This is a genomic window from Anoxybacillus sp. FSL W8-0382, from assembly GCF_038003845.1.
Taxonomy (GTDB): Bacteria; Bacillota; Bacilli; order Bacillales; family Anoxybacillaceae; genus Anoxybacillus; species Anoxybacillus flavithermus_G.
The window spans coordinates 1,098,657-1,117,257 of the sequence record NZ_JBBOPX010000001.1 but is presented as its reverse complement, the minus strand read 5'-3'; the positions used below and the strand labels follow the sequence as shown (position 1 = coordinate 1,117,257).

Sequence of the window (18,601 nt, the reverse complement as noted above, 5' to 3'; positions counted from 1 at the left end):
CCATCCTCCTTTACGGTTGCGCAATAAATAAAAGCGGTGATTTCACATCGTACGCTTGTTGTTTCGCAAGCGACTCAAATACTTCGGGCAATTTCGCAAAGTCGATCGATGAAAAATAGCGACGAAGCTCTTCTTCCTCACTTATATATACACGTTTTCGCGTCCGAAGTGATGGATCGGCGAGCAAACAAACGAGCGCGACAATGTCTTTAAAATATACGTCTTTCCCACCTGCTTGAAATACAGGATCTTGTTCATACGGCGTCCATTGTGAAAAACGCTCATCGAAATATCGAACATATAACACACGCAACGTTCGCTCTGTTCCATCGTCGTCAACAAACGTTACTTCCGAACGGTTAAAAAAATCTTCCGACGTATTCGGCTGTGCTTTTTGCAGTTCATAGCCATGACAAGAAATAATTTTCACAAACAATACACCCCTTTTTTCAACAACGAAGCTACATTTATTTTACCATAAATTATGAATCATGCGAAAAATTTTATCATTCCCATAAAAAGAAGCCCAAAGAAAAAACGAAAACTCATCGTTGTTCGCTCGCTTCTTGCAGTTGTTCGTTGAGGCGTTCGAAAAATAAGTCGGCTTCGCGTTCTTCCCCTTGCTCGTCCCATTCTGGAAGAGGAGGAAGTTCGTCTAACGTCTTTAAGCCAAAGTAGTCTAAAAACTCCTTCGTCGTTCCATATAAAATCGGGCGACCTGTTCCTTCTGCGCGACCTACTTCTTTAATTAACGCTTTTCCTAATAGGGTTTGAAGCGGTTTATCGCTTTTAACACCGCGAATGTGCTCAATTTCTGCGCGCGTAATCGGTTGGCGATAGGCGATGATCGCTAACGTTTCAAGCGCTGCTTGTGACAACGATGACGTCGTTGGTGACTCAACAAGTTTTTGCAAATATGGAGCACATTGTTTTTTCGTCACAAGTTGAAGCGTTCCTGCCATCTCGACGACCATAATGCCACGCTCCGCTACGTCATACATATGCTTTAATTGTTGCACAAGTTCATATACACGTTCTTCTTGAATATCAAGCACATCAGCCATTTGTTTATACGTCAATCCTTCTTCGCCCGCCGCAAACAATAACGCTTCCATAATCGCTAATTCATTCATATCGATCACCTTTTCGTCGAATATATAAATCAGCAAAATTATTTTCTTGCTCAACAATAATTTCATCTCGTTTCATCAGTTCAAGCAAGGCTAAAAACGTCACGACAATTTGCTCGCGATCGTCATACGGAAATAAATCGTAAAAGTTCATTCGTTCTCCGTGTTTTAATATGTGTAAAATTTCTTCCATCCGTCGTCCGATCGGAATTTCTTGACGCGCTACTTTCGTATGAAGCGGTTTTTGTAATTTTTTCCGCCGCAACAATTTCGCGAGCGCCCCAAGCATATCATACAAATCAACATCGAGCACAAGCGGTGCACCGTTTTTCGCATAAGCCGTTAAATCGCTTGGCGGCTTCGTAAATAAAAGCGCTCGCGCTTCTTCTCGCTCGCGCAACTGTTTCGCTGCTTCTTTAAACTTTTTATACTCAATTAACTGTTGCATTAATTGCTCACGCGGGTCTTCTTCGATAAATAATTCATCGTCCTCCAATGTTTCTTCATGCTTAGGCAACAACATTTTACTTTTCATTTCAATAAGCGTTGCCGCCATTACTAAATATTCGCTTGCGACATCAAGTTGCAATTCTTTCATCGCGTGAATGTAAGCCATATATTGCTCTGTAATTTGTGCCACAGGAATATCATAAATATCAATTTCATAGCGATGAATTAAATGGAGCAATAAATCAAGCGGTCCTTCAAATTGATCTAATTTCACATGATAATGCACATTTCATCCCACCTTTATTCATAAGTAATAGTATAATATACGTAAGCATATGAAAAAAGGGGGCCTTCGTTTGTATCCAAGGGCATATATCGAATATTTACTTCACTTTCACGCTACGCGCGACTATTTTGAATGCCATGAAGTGCTAGAAGAACATTGGAAACAAACAGGCGAACATGTATGGGTCGGCTTCATTCAGCTCGCGGTTGGGATGTATCATTATCGCCGAGGAAATATTGCGGGAGCAAAACGAATGTTTACAAAAGCATTAAACACATTCGAAAGAGAAAAGCAAGCATATGAAGCGCTAGGCATACATGTAGAACAACTCATTGCGCTTATTCATACATATGTAGAGCGAATCAATCATGGACAACCGTATGAAAGCACTTGCTTGCCAATCATTGATGCTTCCTTGTTGCATATATGTCAACAGCAATGTGGGCAAAAAGGGCTTGTATGGGGAGAAAAAAGCGATATGACAAACGAGTATACGATTCATAAACATAAGTTGCGTGATCGAAGTGATGTCGTTGCTGAACGTGAGCGACAAAAGCAAAAAAGACAGGGACGCTGATCCCTGTCATTGTTCACATCTATCCAAAAATGGAGCGGTCATGTCATTGGCACATAACGACTTGTTTGGATACAATTCTTTTAACGCTTTCACCATTTGTTTTCCAATTCCTTGATGACGATGGGACGGATTAACGCTAATATGCTGCACTTCAACCGCATGTTCGCGCACAATCACACCGATAATGCCAATAAAATCTTCTTCTTCCTTCCATAAAAACAGCTGCCAATCATCGTTTGTCTCGTAGTTTTTCATCGTTTGTTGCAACTGCTTTAAGTCTTTTTCATTTGGCATAAACGACAAAAGACCCATCGCAATTTTCTCATAGTTTTTTCGATAGCGAACTAGCATACGAATCCCTCATTATCGACAAGACTTATTGTTTACTCGCTATTGCTATTATAAACGGTCTTGTCGCTTTTTTAAACCTTTTTTATCGCGAGCATATTAAGAACGAGCATATTAAGAAAATGTGCGCATCACATTCGCCATTTCAATGGCGCTAAGCGCTGCTTCCCATCCTTTATTTCCTGCTTTTGTCCCAGCGCGTTCAATCGCTTGCTCAATCGTATCTGTCGTCAACACGCCAAAAATAACCGGAACACCTGAAGAAAGAGCGGCGTGCGATGTTCCTTTCGCTACTTCATTGCATACGTAATCGTAATGGCTCGTTGCTCCGCGAATCACGGCACCGAGGGTAATGACCGCATCGTATTTTTTCGACTCCGCCATTTTTTTCGCGACAAGCGGAATTTCAAATGCCCCCGGCACCCAAGCGACATCAATATGTTGCTCCTCTACTCCGTGGCGCTTTAATCCATCAAGTGCACCGCTTAGCAATTTGCTTGTAATAAATTCGTTAAATCGCGCAACAACAATGCCTATTTTTAGTCCTGTTCCGACTAAATTTCCTTCGTATACGTTCATTTTTTCTCCTCCTTAAAAATGCAACATATGTCCTAGTTTTTCGTATTTTGTGCGCAAATAGCGCTCATTATGGCGTTTGGCTGGCATTTGTAGCGGCACACGCTCTACCACTTCTAAGCCGTATCCTTTCAGTCCGGTAATTTTCCGCGGATTGTTCGTCAACAAACGCATTTTTGTCACACCTAAATCTTTTAAAATTTGCGCGCCAATTCCATAGTCGCGCAAGTCTGGGGCGAAGCCGAGCTTTTCGTTTGCCTCGACCGTATCATAGCCTTGCTCTTGCAACTTATATGCGCGCAATTTGTTGAGTAAACCGATACCGCGACCTTCTTGGCGCATATATAACAATACCCCTCGACCTTCTTCTTCAATTTGCGCGAGCGCTGCATGAAGTTGAGGACCACAATCGCAACGATGAGAGCCGAATACATCGCCTGTCAAACATTCGGAGTGGACACGTACGAGCACAGGTTCATCTGGGATGATTTCCCCTTTCACGATGGCGATATGTTCTTTTCCGTCTAACGCATTTGAATATCCGATCACTTTAAATTCACCAAAGTCCGTTGGCAACGTAATTTCCACTTCGCGTTTGACGAGCTTTTCTTTTCGATTGCGATAAGCGATTAAATCTTTAATCGTAATCATTTTCATATCGAATTGTTCCGCGATTTTCTTTAAATCAGGCACGCGCGCCATTGTTCCGTCATCTTTTATAATTTCGCAAATAACGCCTGCTGGCTTTGCCCCGCAAAGACGGGCTAAATCGACCGCAGCTTCCGTATGTCCGGCGCGACGCAATACCCCACCTTTTTTCGCAACAAGCGGGAAAATATGACCTGGTCGTTTAAAATCGCTTGCTTTCGCTTCAGGGTTGAGCATTTCTTGAATCGTCAACGAGCGTTCAAACGCGCTAATGCCTGTTGTTGTCGCTTTATGGTCAATGCTGACGGTAAACGCTGTACCATGCGCATCTGTATTATGATTAACCATCGGCGCTAAATCGAGCCGATCAGCCAACTCTTCGGTAATCGGGACACACACAAGACCACGACCGTGTGTAATCATAAAGTTAATGACTTCCGGCGTTGCTTTTTCCGCAAGCGCTACAAAATCCCCTTCATTTTCACGATCTTCATCATCGCAAACGATAATAATTTTTCCTTGCATTAAATCATAAATCGCTTCTTCAATGGTATGGAACATCAGCGCTCACTCCTTATATCCGTGCTCTTGTAAAAATTGCATCGTCAATCCTTCACGCTTTCCAGCAACGAACTGTTCAACATATTTTCCAATGATGTCACATTCAATATTGACAATATCGCCAACTTTTTTTGCTCCTAAAATCGTCGCTTCACGCGTATGCGGAATGAGCGAAATTGTAAACGTTCGGTCCGTTAAACCGAAAATCGTTAAGCTTGTGCCATCGACAGCAACTGATCCCTTTAAAATCATATATTTACGTAAATGGCTTGGCACTTCAATGTCATAATAAACAGCGTTTGCGACAGGCTGCTTACGAATGATGCGTCCAATGCCGTCAACATGCCCCGAAACGAAGTGCCCACCAAAACGACCGTTTGCTGCCATTGCGCGCTCTAAATTGACTTTCGCTCCTACTGTAAGCGTTCGAAGCGATGTTGCTCGCACCGTTTCAGGCATGACATCGACAGTAAACAAGCGATCTGTAAATGACGTCACAGTTAAACAAACGCCATTGACAGCAATGCTGTCACCGAGCTGCACGTCTTGTAACACTTTTTGTGCCCCGATCGTGAAGACGATCGCTTCCCCTGTTTGTTTCATTTGTTGAATCGTGCCGATTTCTTCAATAATTCCTGTAAACATCGCGATCATCCTTTAGCAACGATTTTTATATCTGGTCCGATCCTTTCGACATGTTTCACTTGTAAACGAAGCGCATCCATCATTCGTCCAAACCCTTCTCCGCCGATTGCTGAAGGTGCTTCATTCCCCCCAATCAACATCGGTGCGATATACGCAATCACTTGTTGAACGGAATGAGAATGTAGAAAACTACCGTGCACATGCGCTCCACCTTCAACAAATATGGACATGATGTTACGCTTACCAAGTTCACGTAAAAAAGATGGTATATCAATTTTATTCTCATTCATGCGAATCATTTGTACACCTGCACGTTCATATGGCTTCATTTGTTCTTCTGTGACGTGATGGCCGACGACGATCCATGTTGGCGCCATCTGATCTGTGACGACATTCGCGTGAAGCGGTGTACGTAAATGTGTATCGAGAACGATTCGAATTGGTTGCTTTCCTTCATACCCAAAACGAACGGTTAAGCTTGGATCATCTGCTAAAATTGTGCCGACACCGACAACGATCGCATCGTGCATACGTCGATCGCGATGCACGTCACGCCGCGCATCTTCCGACGTAATCCACTTGCTTTCGCCCGTTTTTGTTGCAATTTTCCCATCTAAGCTCATTGCATACTTTAACGTCACATACGGCGTTTTCGTTGAAATATAATGAAAAAACATTTCGTTTAACGCATCCGCCTCTTCTTTCAACACTCCGACGGTGACGTCAATTCCTGCTCGCTTTAATTTTTCAATGCCTTTTCCTGCCACGAGCGGATTTGGGTCCGTCGTCGCCACAACGACGCGCTTCACCTTTTTTTCAATTAACAAATCAGCACAAGGGGGCGTTTTTCCGTAATGGCTGCATGGTTCAAGCGTCACATAAACGGTTGCTCCTTCCGCTTTCTCGCCCGCCATGCGCAAAGCGTGTACTTCTGCATGTGGCTCTCCTGCTTTTAAGTGTGCGCCAAAGCCGACAATTTCACCATGTTTTACAACAACAGCCCCAACAAGCGGGTTCGGTGACGTTTGTCCGCGAGCTGATTGCGCTAATTGTAATGCGAAACGCATATATTGTTCGTCCATCTCGCACCACCTTTCTTTCTTTATAAAAGATAAAAACCCTAGGAACGACGTCCTAGGGCAAGATGTATGTAAAGATCGCCTTTTTTGCATAGCAAAAATGACCCACCGCCAAGCTTATTTTTTCAATAAGTGGCGTGAGTTTTGGCAATCCTTCTCCCATCCAGACTATACTGTCGGCTCCGGAATCGCACCGGATCATGCCTTAACGGCTCGCGGGCTGAGAAACATCTGTTTCATTACCGCCGGTCGGGAATTTCACCCTGCCCCGAAGGATGCGTTTATTCCATTTTTATTCATTATAGCACAATAAAACGAAATGTCTATTACTTTGCAATAAACAGCCAATACATTGCTCCCCAAACGAAACTAACGAGTAAAAGGATGAAAAATAATACCCAGTTTTTTTTCATCGCTTCATCGTCCCTTTTATTGTTCGTCCCACACCTTTACTTCTTTCATGACATCACCATTTTTCATCGCCTTTACAACATCCATTCCAGCGGTGACTTGACCGAATACGGTATGCACACCATCTAAATGCGGCTGCGGCTCATGGCAAATGAAAAACTGGCAACTTCCTGTATCACGTCCGCGATGCGCCATCGATATCGCACCTTCGATATGTTTATGCGGATTGTTATCTGTTTCACACGGAATCGTATAACCTGCATCGCCTGTTCCGTTTCCAATCGGACAGCCACCTTGACTTACAAATCGCTTAATGACGCGATGGAACGTCAGCCCGTTATAAAATCCTTCATTCGCTAGTTTTTCAAAATTCGCAACCGTTGTTGGCGCTTCATTTGGGAATAGTTCAAACTCCACCTTTCCGCCGTTTTCCATTAAGATATATCCTTTTTTCTTCATGAAACTTTTCCACCTTTCTATCGTAAAAACAAACGTAACTTCATTTTACTATATTTCTCTTCTATGTTCACGCAAATGTTTGTACAATAGTATGGAAGATGTTGAAGGAGGTTATGAAATGAAGAAGTGGTTTACGATATTTATTTTATTGCTGTTTATGATCCCATCGGTTAGTTTAGCAGATGCGATTGAAGGGGACGTCATTATTACGCTCGGCGAAAATTTAACAGAACAGCAAAAACAACAAATATTAAAAGAAATGAATGCGCCAGACAACGCTGAAATCATTACGGTTACAAATGAAGAAGAGCATAAATATCTCGGCGGCATTATTCCGAAAGGACAAATTGGAACGAAGGCTATTTCATCCTCAAAAATTACGATTGGGGCACCTGGTTCGGGGTTGCAAGTCGAAACGAATAACATTAACTGGGTAACAAAAGAGATGTATATGAATGCGCTCATTACTGCTGGAGTAAAAGATGCAGTCATTTACATTACTGCACCGTTTCCTGTATCGGGAACAGCTGCGTTAACAGGGTTAATGAAAGCGTACGAACTTTCATCAAATGAAGCGATCCCGGACGAAGTAAAAAAAGTAGCGAACGAGGAAATGGTGAAAACAGCACAGCTTGGCGAATCAATCGGAAATGACAAAGCGGTCGCACTGCTTGCGAAAATTAAAGAAGAAATAGCGAAAAATCCACCGCAAACAGATGCAGATATGCGTGCGCTCATTGAGCGGATCGCTCAAGAGCTTGGCATTACGTTAACAGAAGACGAAATAAACAGTTTGCTTTCCTTATTTAACAAAATGAAAAATGTGAACATCGACTGGAATCAAGTGAACGAACAGCTTGCTCAAACGAAAGACAAGCTATCTGCTTTTTTACAAACAGAAGAAGGTCGAACGTTTATTCAGCGCATCGTCGACATTTTACGAGAAATATGGAACGCCCTTCGCGGAGCATTTGGGGCATAAAAAAATAACCGAGGTTGTCGCCTCGGTTATTTTTTTACTTTTGTCTTAAGTGGCAAATCGAGTCGAATTAAATCTTCATACGTTTCACGCTTCACAACAAGCTGTGCTTCACCGTCTTCAACAAATACGACCGCCGGACGCGGAATGCGATTATAGTTATTTGCCATCGCATAGCCGTAAGCTCCCGTACAAAAAACAGCTAAATGATCGCCCGGTTGCGCTTTCGGAAGCGGTAAATCCCAGATGAGCATATCGCCTGACTCACAACATTTCCCTGCAATCGCCACAACTTCTTCACAATGGTCATGCATCCGATTCGCTAGCACTGCTTCATATTTCGCTTCATATAGCGCAGGTCGAATGTTGTCGCTCATTCCCCCATCTACCGCAACATATTGACGAACGTTTGGCACCTCTTTACGCGAGCCAATCGTATAAATCGTTGTTCCAGCATCACCGACAAGCGAACGCCCCGGCTCAATCCAAATTTCTGGGAATGGTAAATGAAATGAGGCTACGTTCCGTTTCACTTCTTCAATAATTTGTTCGACGTACTGTTCCGGTGCGAGCGGATCATCTTCTTTCGTGTACCGAATGCCAAAACCGCCGCCAAGATTGACAACTTTCGCAGTGAAATGATGCATATCACGCCATATAGCAAGCTTTTCAAATAATTTTTTCGTCGCAAGGACAAAACCAGTCGCATCAAAAATTTGCGAACCGATATGACAATGAATGCCAAGCACATGAATATGGGAAGAAGCGAGCGCACGCTGTAACGCTTCATCTGCTTGTCCGTTATGCAAATCAAATCCAAATTTCGAATCTTCTTGCCCTGTTAAAATATAGTCGTGCGTATGGGCCTCAATGCCTGGCGTGACACGTAATAAAATCGGCATCGTATATTTATGAGTGCGACAAAGTTGTTGCAACATCTCTAACTCATAAAAATTATCGACGACAATACAACCGATTTTTGCTTCAACCGCCATTTGTAACTCTTCTTCGCTTTTATTGTTGCCGTGAAAATGAATACGTTCGACCGGAAATCCAGCAGCTAACGCGGTATACAGCTCACCGCCCGAGACGACATCGAGAGATAATCCTTCTTGTTCCATTAATTGCACGATCGCTATTGTCGAAAACGCTTTGCTTGCATACGCGACTTGTGCACGTACACGATGTTTATCAAACATACGCTTAAACGCCCGGGCACGCTCGCGAATAAGGGCAACATCATAAATGTAGAGTGGGGTTCCGTATAGATGAGCTAAGTCAATCGTATCTACGCCGCCAATTTCTAAATGACCCCGTTCGTTTATTCCCATCGTTCCGTGCATAATTATACATCCTCCTGATGACTCCGAAATAATTAAAGAAAACGTACCATAAATTTTGGTACGTTTCAACCTTTTTATGTCGATTGTTTTTGTTTATTTTGCGGATGTACGATGCTTGGGCGAATTGAAGAACCAGCTACAGATCGACGCACAATAATTTGCATAAAGGCTCCGGGATCAAAGGGAATAAACGGCCATAAATATGGAGTATTCAACGAGCGAATGTTCGCAAGGAAAAGTAAAAACACCGTAACGCCAATCATAAATCCTGGGACGCCAAACAACGCAATGACCACTAAAAATAAAAGACGGAAAATTTTATTTGCAATGCTTAGTTCATAGCTCGGTGTCGCAAAAGAACCAATCGCAGCAACAGACACATATAAAATCACTTCCGGCACAAACAGCCCGACGTCAATAGCGATTTGTCCAATTAACGCCGCCGCAATTAAGCCCATCGCTGTCGATAGCGGTGTTGGCGTATGGATTGCAGCCATACGCAAAAACTCAATACCAATATCAGCAATGAGAAGTTGCACAAAAATCGGGATATTTGTTTTTTCATTCGGACCGATATATGATAATTTTTCTGGCAATAACGAAGGGTCAAGGACAAATACAAACCAAAGCGGGAGTAAGAAAAGTGAAGCAAAGATGCCTAAAAACCGCACCCATCGTACAAACGTTCCTACAGCTGGCGATTGCCGATATTCTTCCGCATGTTGAACGTGATGGAAATACGTCGTTGGTGTAATGATAACGCTTGGCGACGTATCAACCATAATAATCACATGCCCTTCTAACAAATGAGTCGCTGCGACGTCAGGTCTTTCTGTATAACGAACGAGCGGATACGGGTTGTATCCTTGTTTCACTAAAAATTCTTCAATTGTTTTATCTGCCATCGTTAACCCATCAATTTTAATTTCGTTTAATTCCTTCTTAATGAGTTCAACAAGCCCCGGATTGGCGACATCCTGAATATAGGCGATACAAATGTCCGTTTTTGAACGCTCACCCACTTGCATCATCTCAAAGCGAAGCCGTTCATCACGAATGCGTCGGCGAGTGAGTGCTGTATTGATGATAATATTTTCAACATATCCGTCACGTGCCCCGCGCACCACTTTTTCTGTATCTGGTTCCTCAGGCGAACGTCCTGGATAACTGCGGACATCAACAGCAAACGCTTTCGCCTCTCCATCAATAAACAATAAAATTAAACCCGTCAACAAAAAGTCGACCGCTTCATCTAAACTTTTTACTGGATTCACCTGTTGATGGACGAGACGGTTTTCAATAATTTCAGGCAACTTTACTGATTGTCTCTCGCGATCGTTCACTTGAACAAGCATTTCAAGTAACTCGATAATATATTGTGTATCACAAAGCCCATTACAATAATATAAATGAACGTCTGTTTTTAAAATGTGTAGCTTGCGAACACCTAAATCGAAGCTCGTTCCAACTCCGATGGCGTTTTTAAAAAACTGTTCGTTTTCACTCAACTTCGAAGAAATCGGTGTGCGATTTTCTGTTTTCATCGCGTTTGCTCCTTTCAAGAATATATTCAATGGCTTTTCGCGTAATCGGACAACCGTTGCGAATATCGTCACGACGCCTCATTTTTCCGATGTCACCGATTCCAACGATGATAGGAATCGGCAAATCATCTAAACAATAGACGGTATCGCCATTGATCCGACCGAATTCCCACTCGCGAATACCTTCTTTATCGACACCGTACGTTGTGAAGTTCCCATCATAATCAATGCAAATATTTACTTTCGTCCACTCTTGATTGTTCGTATCAGACGCCACCGCTATCGCTCCGAGCACATCAATCTGTTCATGTGTTGCAACATAGCGAAGCGCTTGTTCTCCCGCTCCTTCACCGATAATGCCACTATCATCAAACATAACAAAAACAGGGTCATACGGCGTTTGCAAAATAAGTTCAACAAGCTGTTTTCCTGTCAACTGTGATGGGTTGCCTTGTGATTGGCTAATGCAACGAGCGCCAAATTGTTTTGCGAGCTTCTCGAGTGCACGTTGCACATGTTGATCTCCGTCTGTCACTAAAATAACTTTCCTTTTTTTCATTTCATCCGTCCTCTCGGCTTACAAACAACAGCGGTCACCCATGCTATAGCGATCGGAAAAGAAAGAAAAAAAACGATATTTGTAAAGTCCCCTGTTTTCACCGCTTGTATACAAGAAGCACCAACGTGAACAAGCGTCATCTCGATCCCCGCATGCGCCAGTGATTGCATAGGGTCGTATAAACTTGTCGCTTCGAGCGCCACGCCAATAAGCAAAAATATTGTCACTAGGCGAGTGAATGACCATTTTATAAGCAATAATTGCCCGATAAGCGATAACATACCGCCAATGATAAATGCGTATACGTACTCCATTTTCACGTCACCGCTTCAATCGCAATCGCATGAGCGATCGCCGGAATCGTTTGATTTTGCTTCATCATCGTACTATTAAATAATGCTCCCGTCGCAACAACGAGCATCGTCTTTATTTTTCTCTCCCTCATTTTCTCAAGAAAATAACTGTACGTTACAACAGCACAACATGCACATCCGCTTCCACCTGCAAATGCTTGTTGTTCCGTATCGTAAATAAGCACACCACAGTCATCGTATCTCTCACTTAAGTTCATACCTGCATCATAGCATAACGACTTTAATTCACTACTCCCAACTTTTCCTAAATCCCCTGTGATAATCACATCATACGCTTCGATCGAAAGCCCACAGTCTATCAAGTGTTGCCTAATCGTTGCAAATGCTGCTGGTGCCATCGCTCGTCCCATATCGAGCGGATCCGTCACACCGCTATCGATCACGCGTCCGATCGTTGCCGTGCGAATCCGAAATGGCGAACGTGTCGTACTTAATAGCGCTGCTGCTCCTCCTGTTACAGTCCACGATGCGCTTTCCCCCTTTTGAACGCCAATTGTCGTCGGGAAACGAAATTGACGTTCCGCTGCACCATAGTGACTGCTTGTTGCAACTAGCACGCGGCGAGCAAACGCACCATCAATGAACGTACTAGCCACAAGCATGGCTTCCGTCATCGTTGAACAAGCGCTAAATACACCTAAAAATGGAATATGTAATTCACTTGCAACATAGTTCGCAGTAACCGTTTGATTCAGTAAATCCCCCGCGATAAATAAATCGACATCGTGCGTTTGTACTTTTCCTTTCGTTAAACAAATCATAATCGCTTCTTTCATAAGTCGCCGTTCCGCGAGCTCCCAACTTTGTTCACCGCAATATAAATCGTCGTAAGCACGATCAAATGATGAACCGATCGGACCTTCACGCTCTTTCGGTCCAACGACGGTACCGCTCGATTCGATATAAATGTTTTTCTCAAATACAATCGTTTGCTCTCCGATTTTTTTCATCGAACCCCCCCTTATAAAAACAACGCTGCAACGTATGATGCAACAACTAATGTGACAATGATACTCCCGCCAACAGAAAGCATATGTTCTGCTATTCCCTCATTGCGATACTCAAGAGCGCTAGCACTCCATATGTTTGCTAGACTCATCATCGGTACAATCATTCCCGCCCCTGCAAATTGTGTCAATCGGCGATAAAATCGGATTGGCGTAAATATCGCAGCACATACCATCAACGTCCCGTTCATCCAGCGAACGGCTTCCGCTTCACCCATATGAAACAATATGATGTACATATCGCGAAGCGCTTGGGCAACGACCGCAATGAATCCACCGACTAAAAAAGCTTTCAACATACGCCTCCTCCTAGCGATCAACGAAATATATCCAATGGAAAAGAGAGCCCGCCACTTTACCAAATACCATTGCCATGAGTAACATGACAATTTGTTCGTCGATACCAAGCCGTTTTGCTAAAATCGGAAACACATTTAACACTTCCGTTAATGCCGCAGCAAGCATACCGACGAACACACCGCTCAATAAACCAATGACACTTGTCACAATTGGCGGAAAAGAAAGCAACGGATCGCGCAAGCTAATCCAGCTACTTACAACCGCACCAAGTACAACACCCCGTTCATACGTCGCAATCCATTTCATCGTTTTTGTGAGTTGGGTCAAGCGTGGAATAACACCGAGAACAGTTAAAAACGCAACAAAACCAGAACCGACAGCTAGCCCTCCTGCCAATCCAACAAAAGCTACAACAAACTCACGAATCATCATCCATTCGCCTCATCACCTCTTTATTTTCATGCATAATGACATATTGATCGAGCGATTGTTGGTATTGAAACATCTCAACTTCAAGTGGGCTCGGTTCTTCGTTAATTCGCTTTTTAAAAAAGTGATTAAAAAATAAAATCATACCAAGTCCAAGCCCGAGTGAATACGGAATTTGAAACCATAACGGTTTTTCTACTTCTTTCCCTGTAATTACCCGATACAGCCGTTGTTGTACTTGCTGCATGCTTACATCTTCATGAAAGTTCATAATCGCAAGACCGGAGCCAATGAATAGAAGAAGCCATACGATTGGGACGTACAAATACCCCCATCGCTTTTCCTCATAAACGACTTCAACGATCGTTTGCGACGGTCCAAGTGATTGAATATCGTCTTGAGGAACAACGTTCATTAACGCTTTCATCACATGCATCACATCGATAATGACAATGTTGCGATCTTTTTTCTGCACCGTATAAATAGGAGTTTGTACAATATCATCGATTCGTTTTGTTGCGACAACTTGTGCCACATCCCCTACCCGAATCGTTGCATTCGGCTTCACTTGAATACGATGACGCATTTTTAAAAAAATGGTTTCTTTCATGATCGACACCTTGCTTCCATCATTGTATCTATAGTATGAGATACGACTCGCATCCATATGCATAAAAAGCCCGAACGGACTTATTCATCCATTCGGGCTTTCATTTGTTGCAATATTTTCTTCTCTAAACGAGACACTTGTACTTGAGAGATGCCTAATCTAGCTGCCACTTCTGATTGGGTTTGGTCTTTATAATAGCGCAAGTAGACGATGAGTCGCTCTCGTTCATCTAGCTCTTCCATTGCCTTTTTTAATGCGATTTTGTCAAACCAAACGTCTTGCTCGTCCGCAATTTGATCAAGCAACGTAATCGGATCACCGTCGTTTTCGTACACCGTTTCATGAATGGACGTCGGTGAACGGACAGCTTCTTGAGCTAGCACAACATCCTCGGGTGAAATTTGCAAAAACTGTGCAATTTCATTCACCGTTGGGACGCGACCGTTTTGTTTCGACAATTCGTCTTTTGCCTTTCTAATTTTATTGCCAATTTCTTTTAATGAACGGCTCACTTTGACGGACCCATCATCGCGAATGAATCGTTGAATTTCCCCAAGAATCATCGGTACCGCATACGTTGAAAATTTGACGTCGTAAGATAAATCAAATTTATCGACCGATTTCATTAAACCGATGCAACCGATTTGAAACAAATCTTCAGGCTCGTATCCGCGGTTTAAAAACCGCTGCACAACCGACCAAACAAGCCGCATATTTTTTTCAATAATCTCATCGCGCGCTTGCTGGTCACCTTGCTGGCTCCTCCGAATCAATTCTTTGATCTCATGGTCTTTGACAGCTTGTACCTCGACATCCATAGGCACGTCTCCCTTAATTACATAGCGCTTTGCTTTTCGTTAAATGCTTAATCAGCTCCACCGTTGTTCCTTCATTCACTTTTGAGTAAATGTTTACTTCATCCATGAAATTTTCCATAATCGTAAACCCCATGCCAGAACGCTCGAGCTCTGGCTTTGTCGTAAATAACGGCTGTCGCGCTTCTTCCACATTTTCAATCCCTTTTCCGTGGTCGCGAATCGTTAAATGAACCGTATGTCCTTCAATGATGACAGAAATGTAGACAACGCCGCTTGGATCATTTTCGTAGCCGTGAATAATCGCATTTGTTACAGCTTCGGATACGACTGTTTTAATTTCGGTTAACTCATCGAGCGTCGGATCGAGTTGCGCAACAAACGCTGCAACCGTCACACGAGCAAACGATTCATTTTGGCTGAGGGCGGAAAACTGAAGGTGCATTTCATTTCTCATTTACGCCACCCCCAACGTTTGTAATGCGTACTGTTCATTCACTTCTAAACGAATAATTTTAAACAGCCCTGACATATCAAATAAACGCTTAATGGAAGGAGAGACAGAACAAACAACCATCTCCCCACCCATGCGTTGTATTTGTTTATATCTTCCTAAAATAACACCTAATCCTGAACTATCCATAAACGTTAACTCATTTAGGTTTAAAACGATTGCTTTTATTCGTTCTCGTTCTAATACATCCGTAATTTCTGCACGCAACTGTTCTGCTGTATGATGATCGAGCTCTCCAGCTAATCGTACGAGCAATACATGTTGTTTCACTTCTAATTGAATCGATAAACTCACGATCATTTCCTCCTTATCCTCTTGGGTTAAGGAAGAATTCGATTTGTTTATGCGTCAATCCTTCTTCCCGACAAAACTAGTCGCCATTCGCCCTGTTTCGTCAAGATGTGCGCGAGAATGAGCTAAACATTCGTTTAAACAACTCCCACATATTTGCTTCTTCCACTTGCTCTTTTGCTACTAAAGGACTTTTGACAATCACCGCTCCATCTTTTTTCACAACGAGCGTACCGAGCACATCTCCTTTTTTTACGGGAGCTTTCGCTTTTTTATTCAACTTCCATGTCGTTTTTACTGCTTCAGATTTTTCCCCTTTTTTCAACAAAACAGAAATGGGCTCAGACGTCACAACGGCGACCGACTTTTTCTTTCCTTTACTGACAGGAAGCATGGTGATCGTTTCGCCTTTTTTATAAAGCGGTTTCGTTTCGTAATGACTAAATGCGTAATCTAACATTTTTGTAATTTGCGCATTTCGGGCTTTTGGCGTTGGTGCTCCAAAAACGACGGCAATGACGCGCATATTGCCTTTTTTCGCTGTGGCTGTTAAACAATATTTCGCTTCGCTCGTGTAACCTGTTTTTAATCCGTCAACACCCGGATAAAATTTCACGAGGCGATTTGTATTGACGAGCCAAAACTTTTTGTCAGTATTTTCTCGTAAATAATCTTCATACGTACCTGTGTATTTTGTAATTAAATCATATTTCAATAGTTCCTTTGCCATCATCGCCATATCGTACGCGGTGCTATAATGATTTTTTGCCGGCAAACCTGTCGTGTTTTCAAATGTTGTATGTTTTAAACCAAGTTTCCTCGCTTTTTCGTTCATCATATGGACGAACGCTTCTTCTGAACCAGCAATTCGTTCTGCTAACGCAACCGCTGCGTCATTGCCTGATCCGATCGCAACACCTTTTAATAAATCGTCAACCGTCATTTCTTCACCAGGTTCAAGAAAAATTTGCGATCCACCCATCGATGCGGCATATTCACTAGCTCGCACTCGTTCATCTAGCTTTAACTTTCCTTGATCGATCGCTTCCATAATGAGAAGCATCGTCATAATTTTCGTCATGCTCGCTGGTGGAAGTGGCTCATGGGCATTTTTTTCATACAAAATAGCCCCTGTGTCTCTCTCAATTAAAATTGCTGATCGCGCCTCAGGTGCTAATTCAATTTTCGGCTGTTCCGCGCGCACAACGACGCTTGGAAGAAAAAGAAACGCGATAGCAAACATGCAAAAAAATCGCTTCATCTCCAACCCTCCATTTCTTTATACTTGCCATCTTTTCCATTTTTTATTTTTTATATACATAAAAAACCTGAAGGAACGAATCCTTCAGGTTACGAAATTTTATCGTAAATTAATGTTGGCGCCTGAACTGGCGTTGCTGAAATACGAATGTTTTCATATAGTTTTTGTTTTACATCATCAATTTGTTCGCGATTGCTGTAAATGGCGACAAGCGATTCGCCTTTTTTCACCGCATCGCCAACTTTTTTACGAAGCACTAAACCGACGGCTAAATCAATTGTCGATTCTTTCGTCGCACGCCCTGCCCCGAGCCACATCGCTGCTGTTCCGACCGCATCCGCGACAATTTCGGATACGTATCCATCTTCTTTCGCTTCTAGTTCAATAATATATTTTGCTTGCGGCAATTTGCTTGGGTCATCGACAACAGATGCATCGCCACCTTGCGCAGCTAAGAACGTTTTAAATGTTTGAAGGGCTGAACCGTCTTTCATCGCTTTTTCCAACATATGACGAGCTTCTTCAAGCGAAGATGCTTTTTCCGCTAAATATACCATGTGGCTACCAAGCACTAAGCACAGCTCTTGTAAATCTTCTGGACCTTCGCCTTTTAACGTATCGATCGCTTCTTTCACTTCAAGCACATTTCCAATGGCATAACCAAGCGGCTGGCTCATATCAGAAATAATTGCCATCGTTTTACGCCCAACCCGATTTCCGATATCGACCATCGCTTTCGCTAATGCTTTTGCATCGTTTAAATCTTTCATAAATGCACCTGCGCCCGTTTTTACGTCAAGCACGATCGCATCAGCACCCGCAGCAATTTTTTTACTCATAATTGATGAAGCGATGAGCGGAATGCTGTTGACCGTTGCCGTCACATCACGAAGCGCATACAACTTTTTGTCCGCTGGCGTCAAATTACCAGACTGACCGACAACGGCAATTTTATTTTTATTGACAAGATCGATAAATTCATCGTTCGTAATTTCAACGTGAAAACCTGGCACCGATTCTAGTTTGTCGATCGTTCCACCCGTATGTCCAAGGCCGCGCCCAGACATTTTCGCAACCGGAACACCGACGGAGGCGACAAGAGGGCCAAGCACTAACGTTGTTGTATCGCCCACTCCGCCCGTTGAATGTTTGTCTACTTTAATTCCTTCAATTCGCGAAAGGTCGATCGTATCGCCTGAATGCACCATCGCCATCGTCAATTCCGCTGTCTCTTCTTCATTCATGCCGCGGAAAAAAATCGCCATCGCTAATGCGCTCATTTGATAATCAGGAATATCGCCTTTTGTGTAACCTTCAATAATAAACTGAATTTCTTCTTTCGTTAACGCATGACCATCACGTTTTTTCTCAATTAAATCGACCATTCTCATCGTCGTTCACCTTC

24 protein-coding genes and 1 riboswitch are annotated in these 18,601 nt (G+C 42.9%); of the genes, 2 read left to right on the top strand and 22 right to left on the bottom strand.

Annotation, left to right across the window (positions count from 1 at the left end):
• Positions 1-10: 10 nt before the first annotated feature.
• From NSS60_RS05915 to NSS60_RS05905, 3 genes are all read right to left on the bottom strand, one after another.
• Complete coding sequence (locus NSS60_RS05915; protein WP_004889744.1) at positions 11-430, bottom strand: hypothetical protein; 420 nt, start codon at positions 428-430, stop codon at positions 11-13.
• Between the two features lie 115 nt (positions 431-545).
• Entirely contained in the window at positions 546-1,133 is a 588-nt protein-coding gene (gene scpB / locus NSS60_RS05910; protein WP_004889742.1) for an SMC-Scp complex subunit ScpB, read from the bottom strand.
• On the bottom strand, positions 1,126-1,866 hold the full coding sequence (locus tag NSS60_RS05905; RefSeq protein WP_340720719.1) for a segregation/condensation protein A: 741 nt from the start codon (positions 1,864-1,866) through the stop codon (positions 1,126-1,128). The genes scpB and NSS60_RS05905 overlap by 8 nt, the downstream gene beginning before the upstream one ends.
• Before the next feature lie 70 nt (positions 1,867-1,936).
• Here NSS60_RS05905 and NSS60_RS05900 point away from each other — a divergent pair, with 70 nt between their 5' ends.
• Positions 1,937-2,443, top strand: a complete 507-nt coding sequence (locus tag NSS60_RS05900) for a DUF309 domain-containing protein (RefSeq protein WP_240672278.1) — start codon at positions 1,937-1,939, stop codon at positions 2,441-2,443.
• 6 nt (positions 2,444-2,449) lie between these two features.
• Here NSS60_RS05900 and NSS60_RS05895 read toward each other — a convergent pair whose 3' ends face one another.
• The 6 genes from NSS60_RS05895 to NSS60_RS05870 all read right to left on the bottom strand — a co-directional run bounded on the left by NSS60_RS05895 (position 2,450) and on the right by NSS60_RS05870 (position 7,170).
• A complete protein-coding gene (locus tag NSS60_RS05895) occupies positions 2,450-2,794 on the bottom strand; it encodes a GNAT family N-acetyltransferase (RefSeq protein WP_128356676.1) in 345 nt (114 codons plus the stop codon).
• A 111-nt stretch (positions 2,795-2,905) separates the two neighbouring features.
• The gene (gene ribH / locus NSS60_RS05890) at positions 2,906-3,370 is read right to left on the bottom strand and encodes a 6,7-dimethyl-8-ribityllumazine synthase (protein ID WP_006318211.1); all 465 of its coding nucleotides are present in this window, start codon (positions 3,368-3,370) and stop codon (positions 2,906-2,908) included.
• A 12-nt stretch (positions 3,371-3,382) separates the two neighbouring features.
• Positions 3,383-4,576, bottom strand: a complete 1,194-nt coding sequence (locus NSS60_RS05885; RefSeq protein ID WP_340720718.1) for a bifunctional 3,4-dihydroxy-2-butanone-4-phosphate synthase/GTP cyclohydrolase II — start codon at positions 4,574-4,576, stop codon at positions 3,383-3,385.
• A 6-nt stretch (positions 4,577-4,582) separates the two neighbouring features.
• Complete coding sequence (gene ribE / locus NSS60_RS05880; protein WP_128356679.1) at positions 4,583-5,221, bottom strand: riboflavin synthase; 639 nt, start codon at positions 5,219-5,221, stop codon at positions 4,583-4,585.
• Between the two features lie 5 nt (positions 5,222-5,226).
• The gene (gene ribD, locus NSS60_RS05875) at positions 5,227-6,303 is read right to left on the bottom strand and encodes a bifunctional diaminohydroxyphosphoribosylaminopyrimidine deaminase/5-amino-6-(5-phosphoribosylamino)uracil reductase RibD (RefSeq protein WP_128356681.1); all 1,077 of its coding nucleotides are present in this window, start codon (positions 6,301-6,303) and stop codon (positions 5,227-5,229) included.
• Between the two features lie 144 nt (positions 6,304-6,447).
• Positions 6,448-6,580, bottom strand: a riboswitch (FMN riboswitch).
• A 149-nt stretch (positions 6,581-6,729) separates the two neighbouring features.
• The gene (locus NSS60_RS05870) at positions 6,730-7,170 is read right to left on the bottom strand and encodes a peptidylprolyl isomerase (RefSeq protein ID WP_009373790.1); all 441 of its coding nucleotides are present in this window, start codon (positions 7,168-7,170) and stop codon (positions 6,730-6,732) included.
• A 118-nt stretch (positions 7,171-7,288) separates the two neighbouring features.
• Between NSS60_RS05870 and NSS60_RS05865 the strand changes: the two genes are divergently transcribed.
• Positions 7,289-8,152, top strand: coding sequence for a DUF1002 domain-containing protein (locus tag NSS60_RS05865; protein WP_004889727.1), 864 nt, complete (start codon positions 7,289-7,291; stop codon positions 8,150-8,152).
• Positions 8,153-8,178: 26 nt separating this feature from the next.
• On the opposite strand, the gene lysA is transcribed toward NSS60_RS05865, so the two are convergent.
• The 13 genes from lysA to NSS60_RS05800 form a co-directional block, all read right to left on the bottom strand.
• Positions 8,179-9,498 carry a diaminopimelate decarboxylase gene (lysA, locus tag NSS60_RS05860; protein WP_340720951.1) on the bottom strand — a complete coding sequence of 440 codons (1,320 nt, stop codon included), beginning with the start codon at positions 9,496-9,498 and terminating at the stop codon, positions 8,179-8,181.
• A 68-nt stretch (positions 9,499-9,566) separates the two neighbouring features.
• Positions 9,567-11,036, bottom strand: a complete 1,470-nt coding sequence (locus tag NSS60_RS05855) for a spore germination protein (RefSeq protein ID WP_004889725.1) — start codon at positions 11,034-11,036, stop codon at positions 9,567-9,569.
• Positions 10,993-11,595 carry a stage V sporulation protein AE gene (locus NSS60_RS05850; RefSeq protein WP_004889723.1) on the bottom strand — a complete coding sequence of 201 codons (603 nt, stop codon included), beginning with the start codon at positions 11,593-11,595 and terminating at the stop codon, positions 10,993-10,995. The genes NSS60_RS05855 and NSS60_RS05850 overlap by 44 nt, the downstream gene beginning before the upstream one ends.
• Positions 11,592-11,909, bottom strand: a complete 318-nt coding sequence (locus tag NSS60_RS05845) for a SpoVA/SpoVAEb family sporulation membrane protein (RefSeq protein WP_004889722.1) — start codon at positions 11,907-11,909, stop codon at positions 11,592-11,594. The genes NSS60_RS05850 and NSS60_RS05845 overlap by 4 nt, the downstream gene beginning before the upstream one ends.
• A gap of 2 nt (positions 11,910-11,911) precedes the next feature.
• Complete coding sequence (gene spoVAD, locus NSS60_RS05840) at positions 11,912-12,919, bottom strand: stage V sporulation protein AD (RefSeq protein ID WP_004889720.1); 1,008 nt, start codon at positions 12,917-12,919, stop codon at positions 11,912-11,914.
• Positions 12,920-12,930: 11 nt separating this feature from the next.
• Entirely contained in the window at positions 12,931-13,275 is a 345-nt protein-coding gene (locus NSS60_RS05835) for a SpoVA/SpoVAEb family sporulation membrane protein (RefSeq protein WP_004889719.1), read from the bottom strand.
• A 10-nt stretch (positions 13,276-13,285) separates the two neighbouring features.
• Positions 13,286-13,705, bottom strand: a complete 420-nt coding sequence (locus NSS60_RS05830) for a stage V sporulation protein AB (RefSeq protein WP_004889717.1) — start codon at positions 13,703-13,705, stop codon at positions 13,286-13,288.
• Positions 13,695-14,315, bottom strand: coding sequence for a stage V sporulation protein AA (locus tag NSS60_RS05825; RefSeq protein WP_004889715.1), 621 nt, complete (start codon positions 14,313-14,315; stop codon positions 13,695-13,697). Before NSS60_RS05825 ends, NSS60_RS05830 begins: the two co-directional genes overlap by 11 nt.
• 80 nt (positions 14,316-14,395) lie before the next feature.
• Positions 14,396-15,133, bottom strand: a complete 738-nt coding sequence (gene sigF, locus NSS60_RS05820) for an RNA polymerase sporulation sigma factor SigF (protein ID WP_004889712.1) — start codon at positions 15,131-15,133, stop codon at positions 14,396-14,398.
• A gap of 13 nt (positions 15,134-15,146) precedes the next feature.
• Positions 15,147-15,587, bottom strand: coding sequence for an anti-sigma F factor (gene spoIIAB / locus NSS60_RS05815; RefSeq protein ID WP_004889709.1), 441 nt, complete (start codon positions 15,585-15,587; stop codon positions 15,147-15,149).
• Complete coding sequence (gene spoIIAA, locus NSS60_RS05810) at positions 15,588-15,938, bottom strand: anti-sigma F factor antagonist (protein WP_035018571.1); 351 nt, start codon at positions 15,936-15,938, stop codon at positions 15,588-15,590. It abuts the gene before it with no gap.
• Between the two features lie 100 nt (positions 15,939-16,038).
• Positions 16,039-17,196 carry a D-alanyl-D-alanine carboxypeptidase family protein gene (locus NSS60_RS05805; protein WP_340720717.1) on the bottom strand — a complete coding sequence of 386 codons (1,158 nt, stop codon included), beginning with the start codon at positions 17,194-17,196 and terminating at the stop codon, positions 16,039-16,041.
• 89 nt (positions 17,197-17,285) lie between these two features.
• A complete protein-coding gene (locus tag NSS60_RS05800; RefSeq protein WP_340720716.1) occupies positions 17,286-18,587 on the bottom strand; it encodes a pyrimidine-nucleoside phosphorylase in 1,302 nt (433 codons plus the stop codon).
• Between the last annotated feature and the right edge of the window lie 14 nt (positions 18,588-18,601).

What these genes read in the sequence shown, in the direction of transcription:
- scpB (WP_004889742.1), bottom strand. Translation starts at nt 1,133, where the DNA reads ATGAATGAATTAGCGATTATGGAAGCGTTATTGTTTGCGGCGGGCGAA.
- NSS60_RS05895 (WP_128356676.1), bottom strand. Translation starts at nt 2,794, where the DNA reads ATGCTAGTTCGCTATCGAAAAAACTATGAGAAAATTGCGATGGGTCTT.
- ribH (WP_006318211.1), bottom strand. Translation starts at nt 3,370, where the DNA reads ATGAACGTATACGAAGGAAATTTAGTCGGAACAGGACTAAAAATAGGC.
- NSS60_RS05885 (WP_340720718.1), bottom strand. Translation starts at nt 4,576, where the DNA reads ATGTTCCATACCATTGAAGAAGCGATTTATGATTTAATGCAAGGAAAA.
- ribE (WP_128356679.1), bottom strand. Translation starts at nt 5,221, where the DNA reads ATGTTTACAGGAATTATTGAAGAAATCGGCACGATTCAACAAATGAAA.
- ribD (WP_128356681.1), bottom strand. Translation starts at nt 6,303, where the DNA reads ATGGACGAACAATATATGCGTTTCGCATTACAATTAGCGCAATCAGCT.
- NSS60_RS05870 (WP_009373790.1), bottom strand. Translation starts at nt 7,170, where the DNA reads ATGAAGAAAAAAGGATATATCTTAATGGAAAACGGCGGAAAGGTGGAG.
- NSS60_RS05865 (WP_004889727.1), top strand. Translation starts at nt 7,289, where the DNA reads ATGAAGAAGTGGTTTACGATATTTATTTTATTGCTGTTTATGATCCCA.
- NSS60_RS05855 (WP_004889725.1), bottom strand. Translation starts at nt 11,036, where the DNA reads ATGAAAACAGAAAATCGCACACCGATTTCTTCGAAGTTGAGTGAAAAC.
- NSS60_RS05850 (WP_004889723.1), bottom strand. Translation starts at nt 11,595, where the DNA reads ATGAAAAAAAGGAAAGTTATTTTAGTGACAGACGGAGATCAACATGTG.
- NSS60_RS05845 (WP_004889722.1), bottom strand. Translation starts at nt 11,909, where the DNA reads ATGGAGTACGTATACGCATTTATCATTGGCGGTATGTTATCGCTTATC.
- spoVAD (WP_004889720.1), bottom strand. Translation starts at nt 12,919, where the DNA reads ATGAAAAAAATCGGAGAGCAAACGATTGTATTTGAGAAAAACATTTAT.
- NSS60_RS05835 (WP_004889719.1), bottom strand. Translation starts at nt 13,275, where the DNA reads ATGTTGAAAGCTTTTTTAGTCGGTGGATTCATTGCGGTCGTTGCCCAA.
- NSS60_RS05830 (WP_004889717.1), bottom strand. Translation starts at nt 13,705, where the DNA reads ATGATTCGTGAGTTTGTTGTAGCTTTTGTTGGATTGGCAGGAGGGCTA.
- NSS60_RS05825 (WP_004889715.1), bottom strand. Translation starts at nt 14,315, where the DNA reads ATGAAAGAAACCATTTTTTTAAAAATGCGTCATCGTATTCAAGTGAAG.
- sigF (WP_004889712.1), bottom strand. Translation starts at nt 15,133, where the DNA reads ATGGATGTCGAGGTACAAGCTGTCAAAGACCATGAGATCAAAGAATTG.
- spoIIAB (WP_004889709.1), bottom strand. Translation starts at nt 15,587, where the DNA reads ATGAGAAATGAAATGCACCTTCAGTTTTCCGCCCTCAGCCAAAATGAA.
- NSS60_RS05805 (WP_340720717.1), bottom strand. Translation starts at nt 17,196, where the DNA reads ATGAAGCGATTTTTTTGCATGTTTGCTATCGCGTTTCTTTTTCTTCCA.
- NSS60_RS05800 (WP_340720716.1), bottom strand. Translation starts at nt 18,587, where the DNA reads ATGAGAATGGTCGATTTAATTGAGAAAAAACGTGATGGTCATGCGTTA.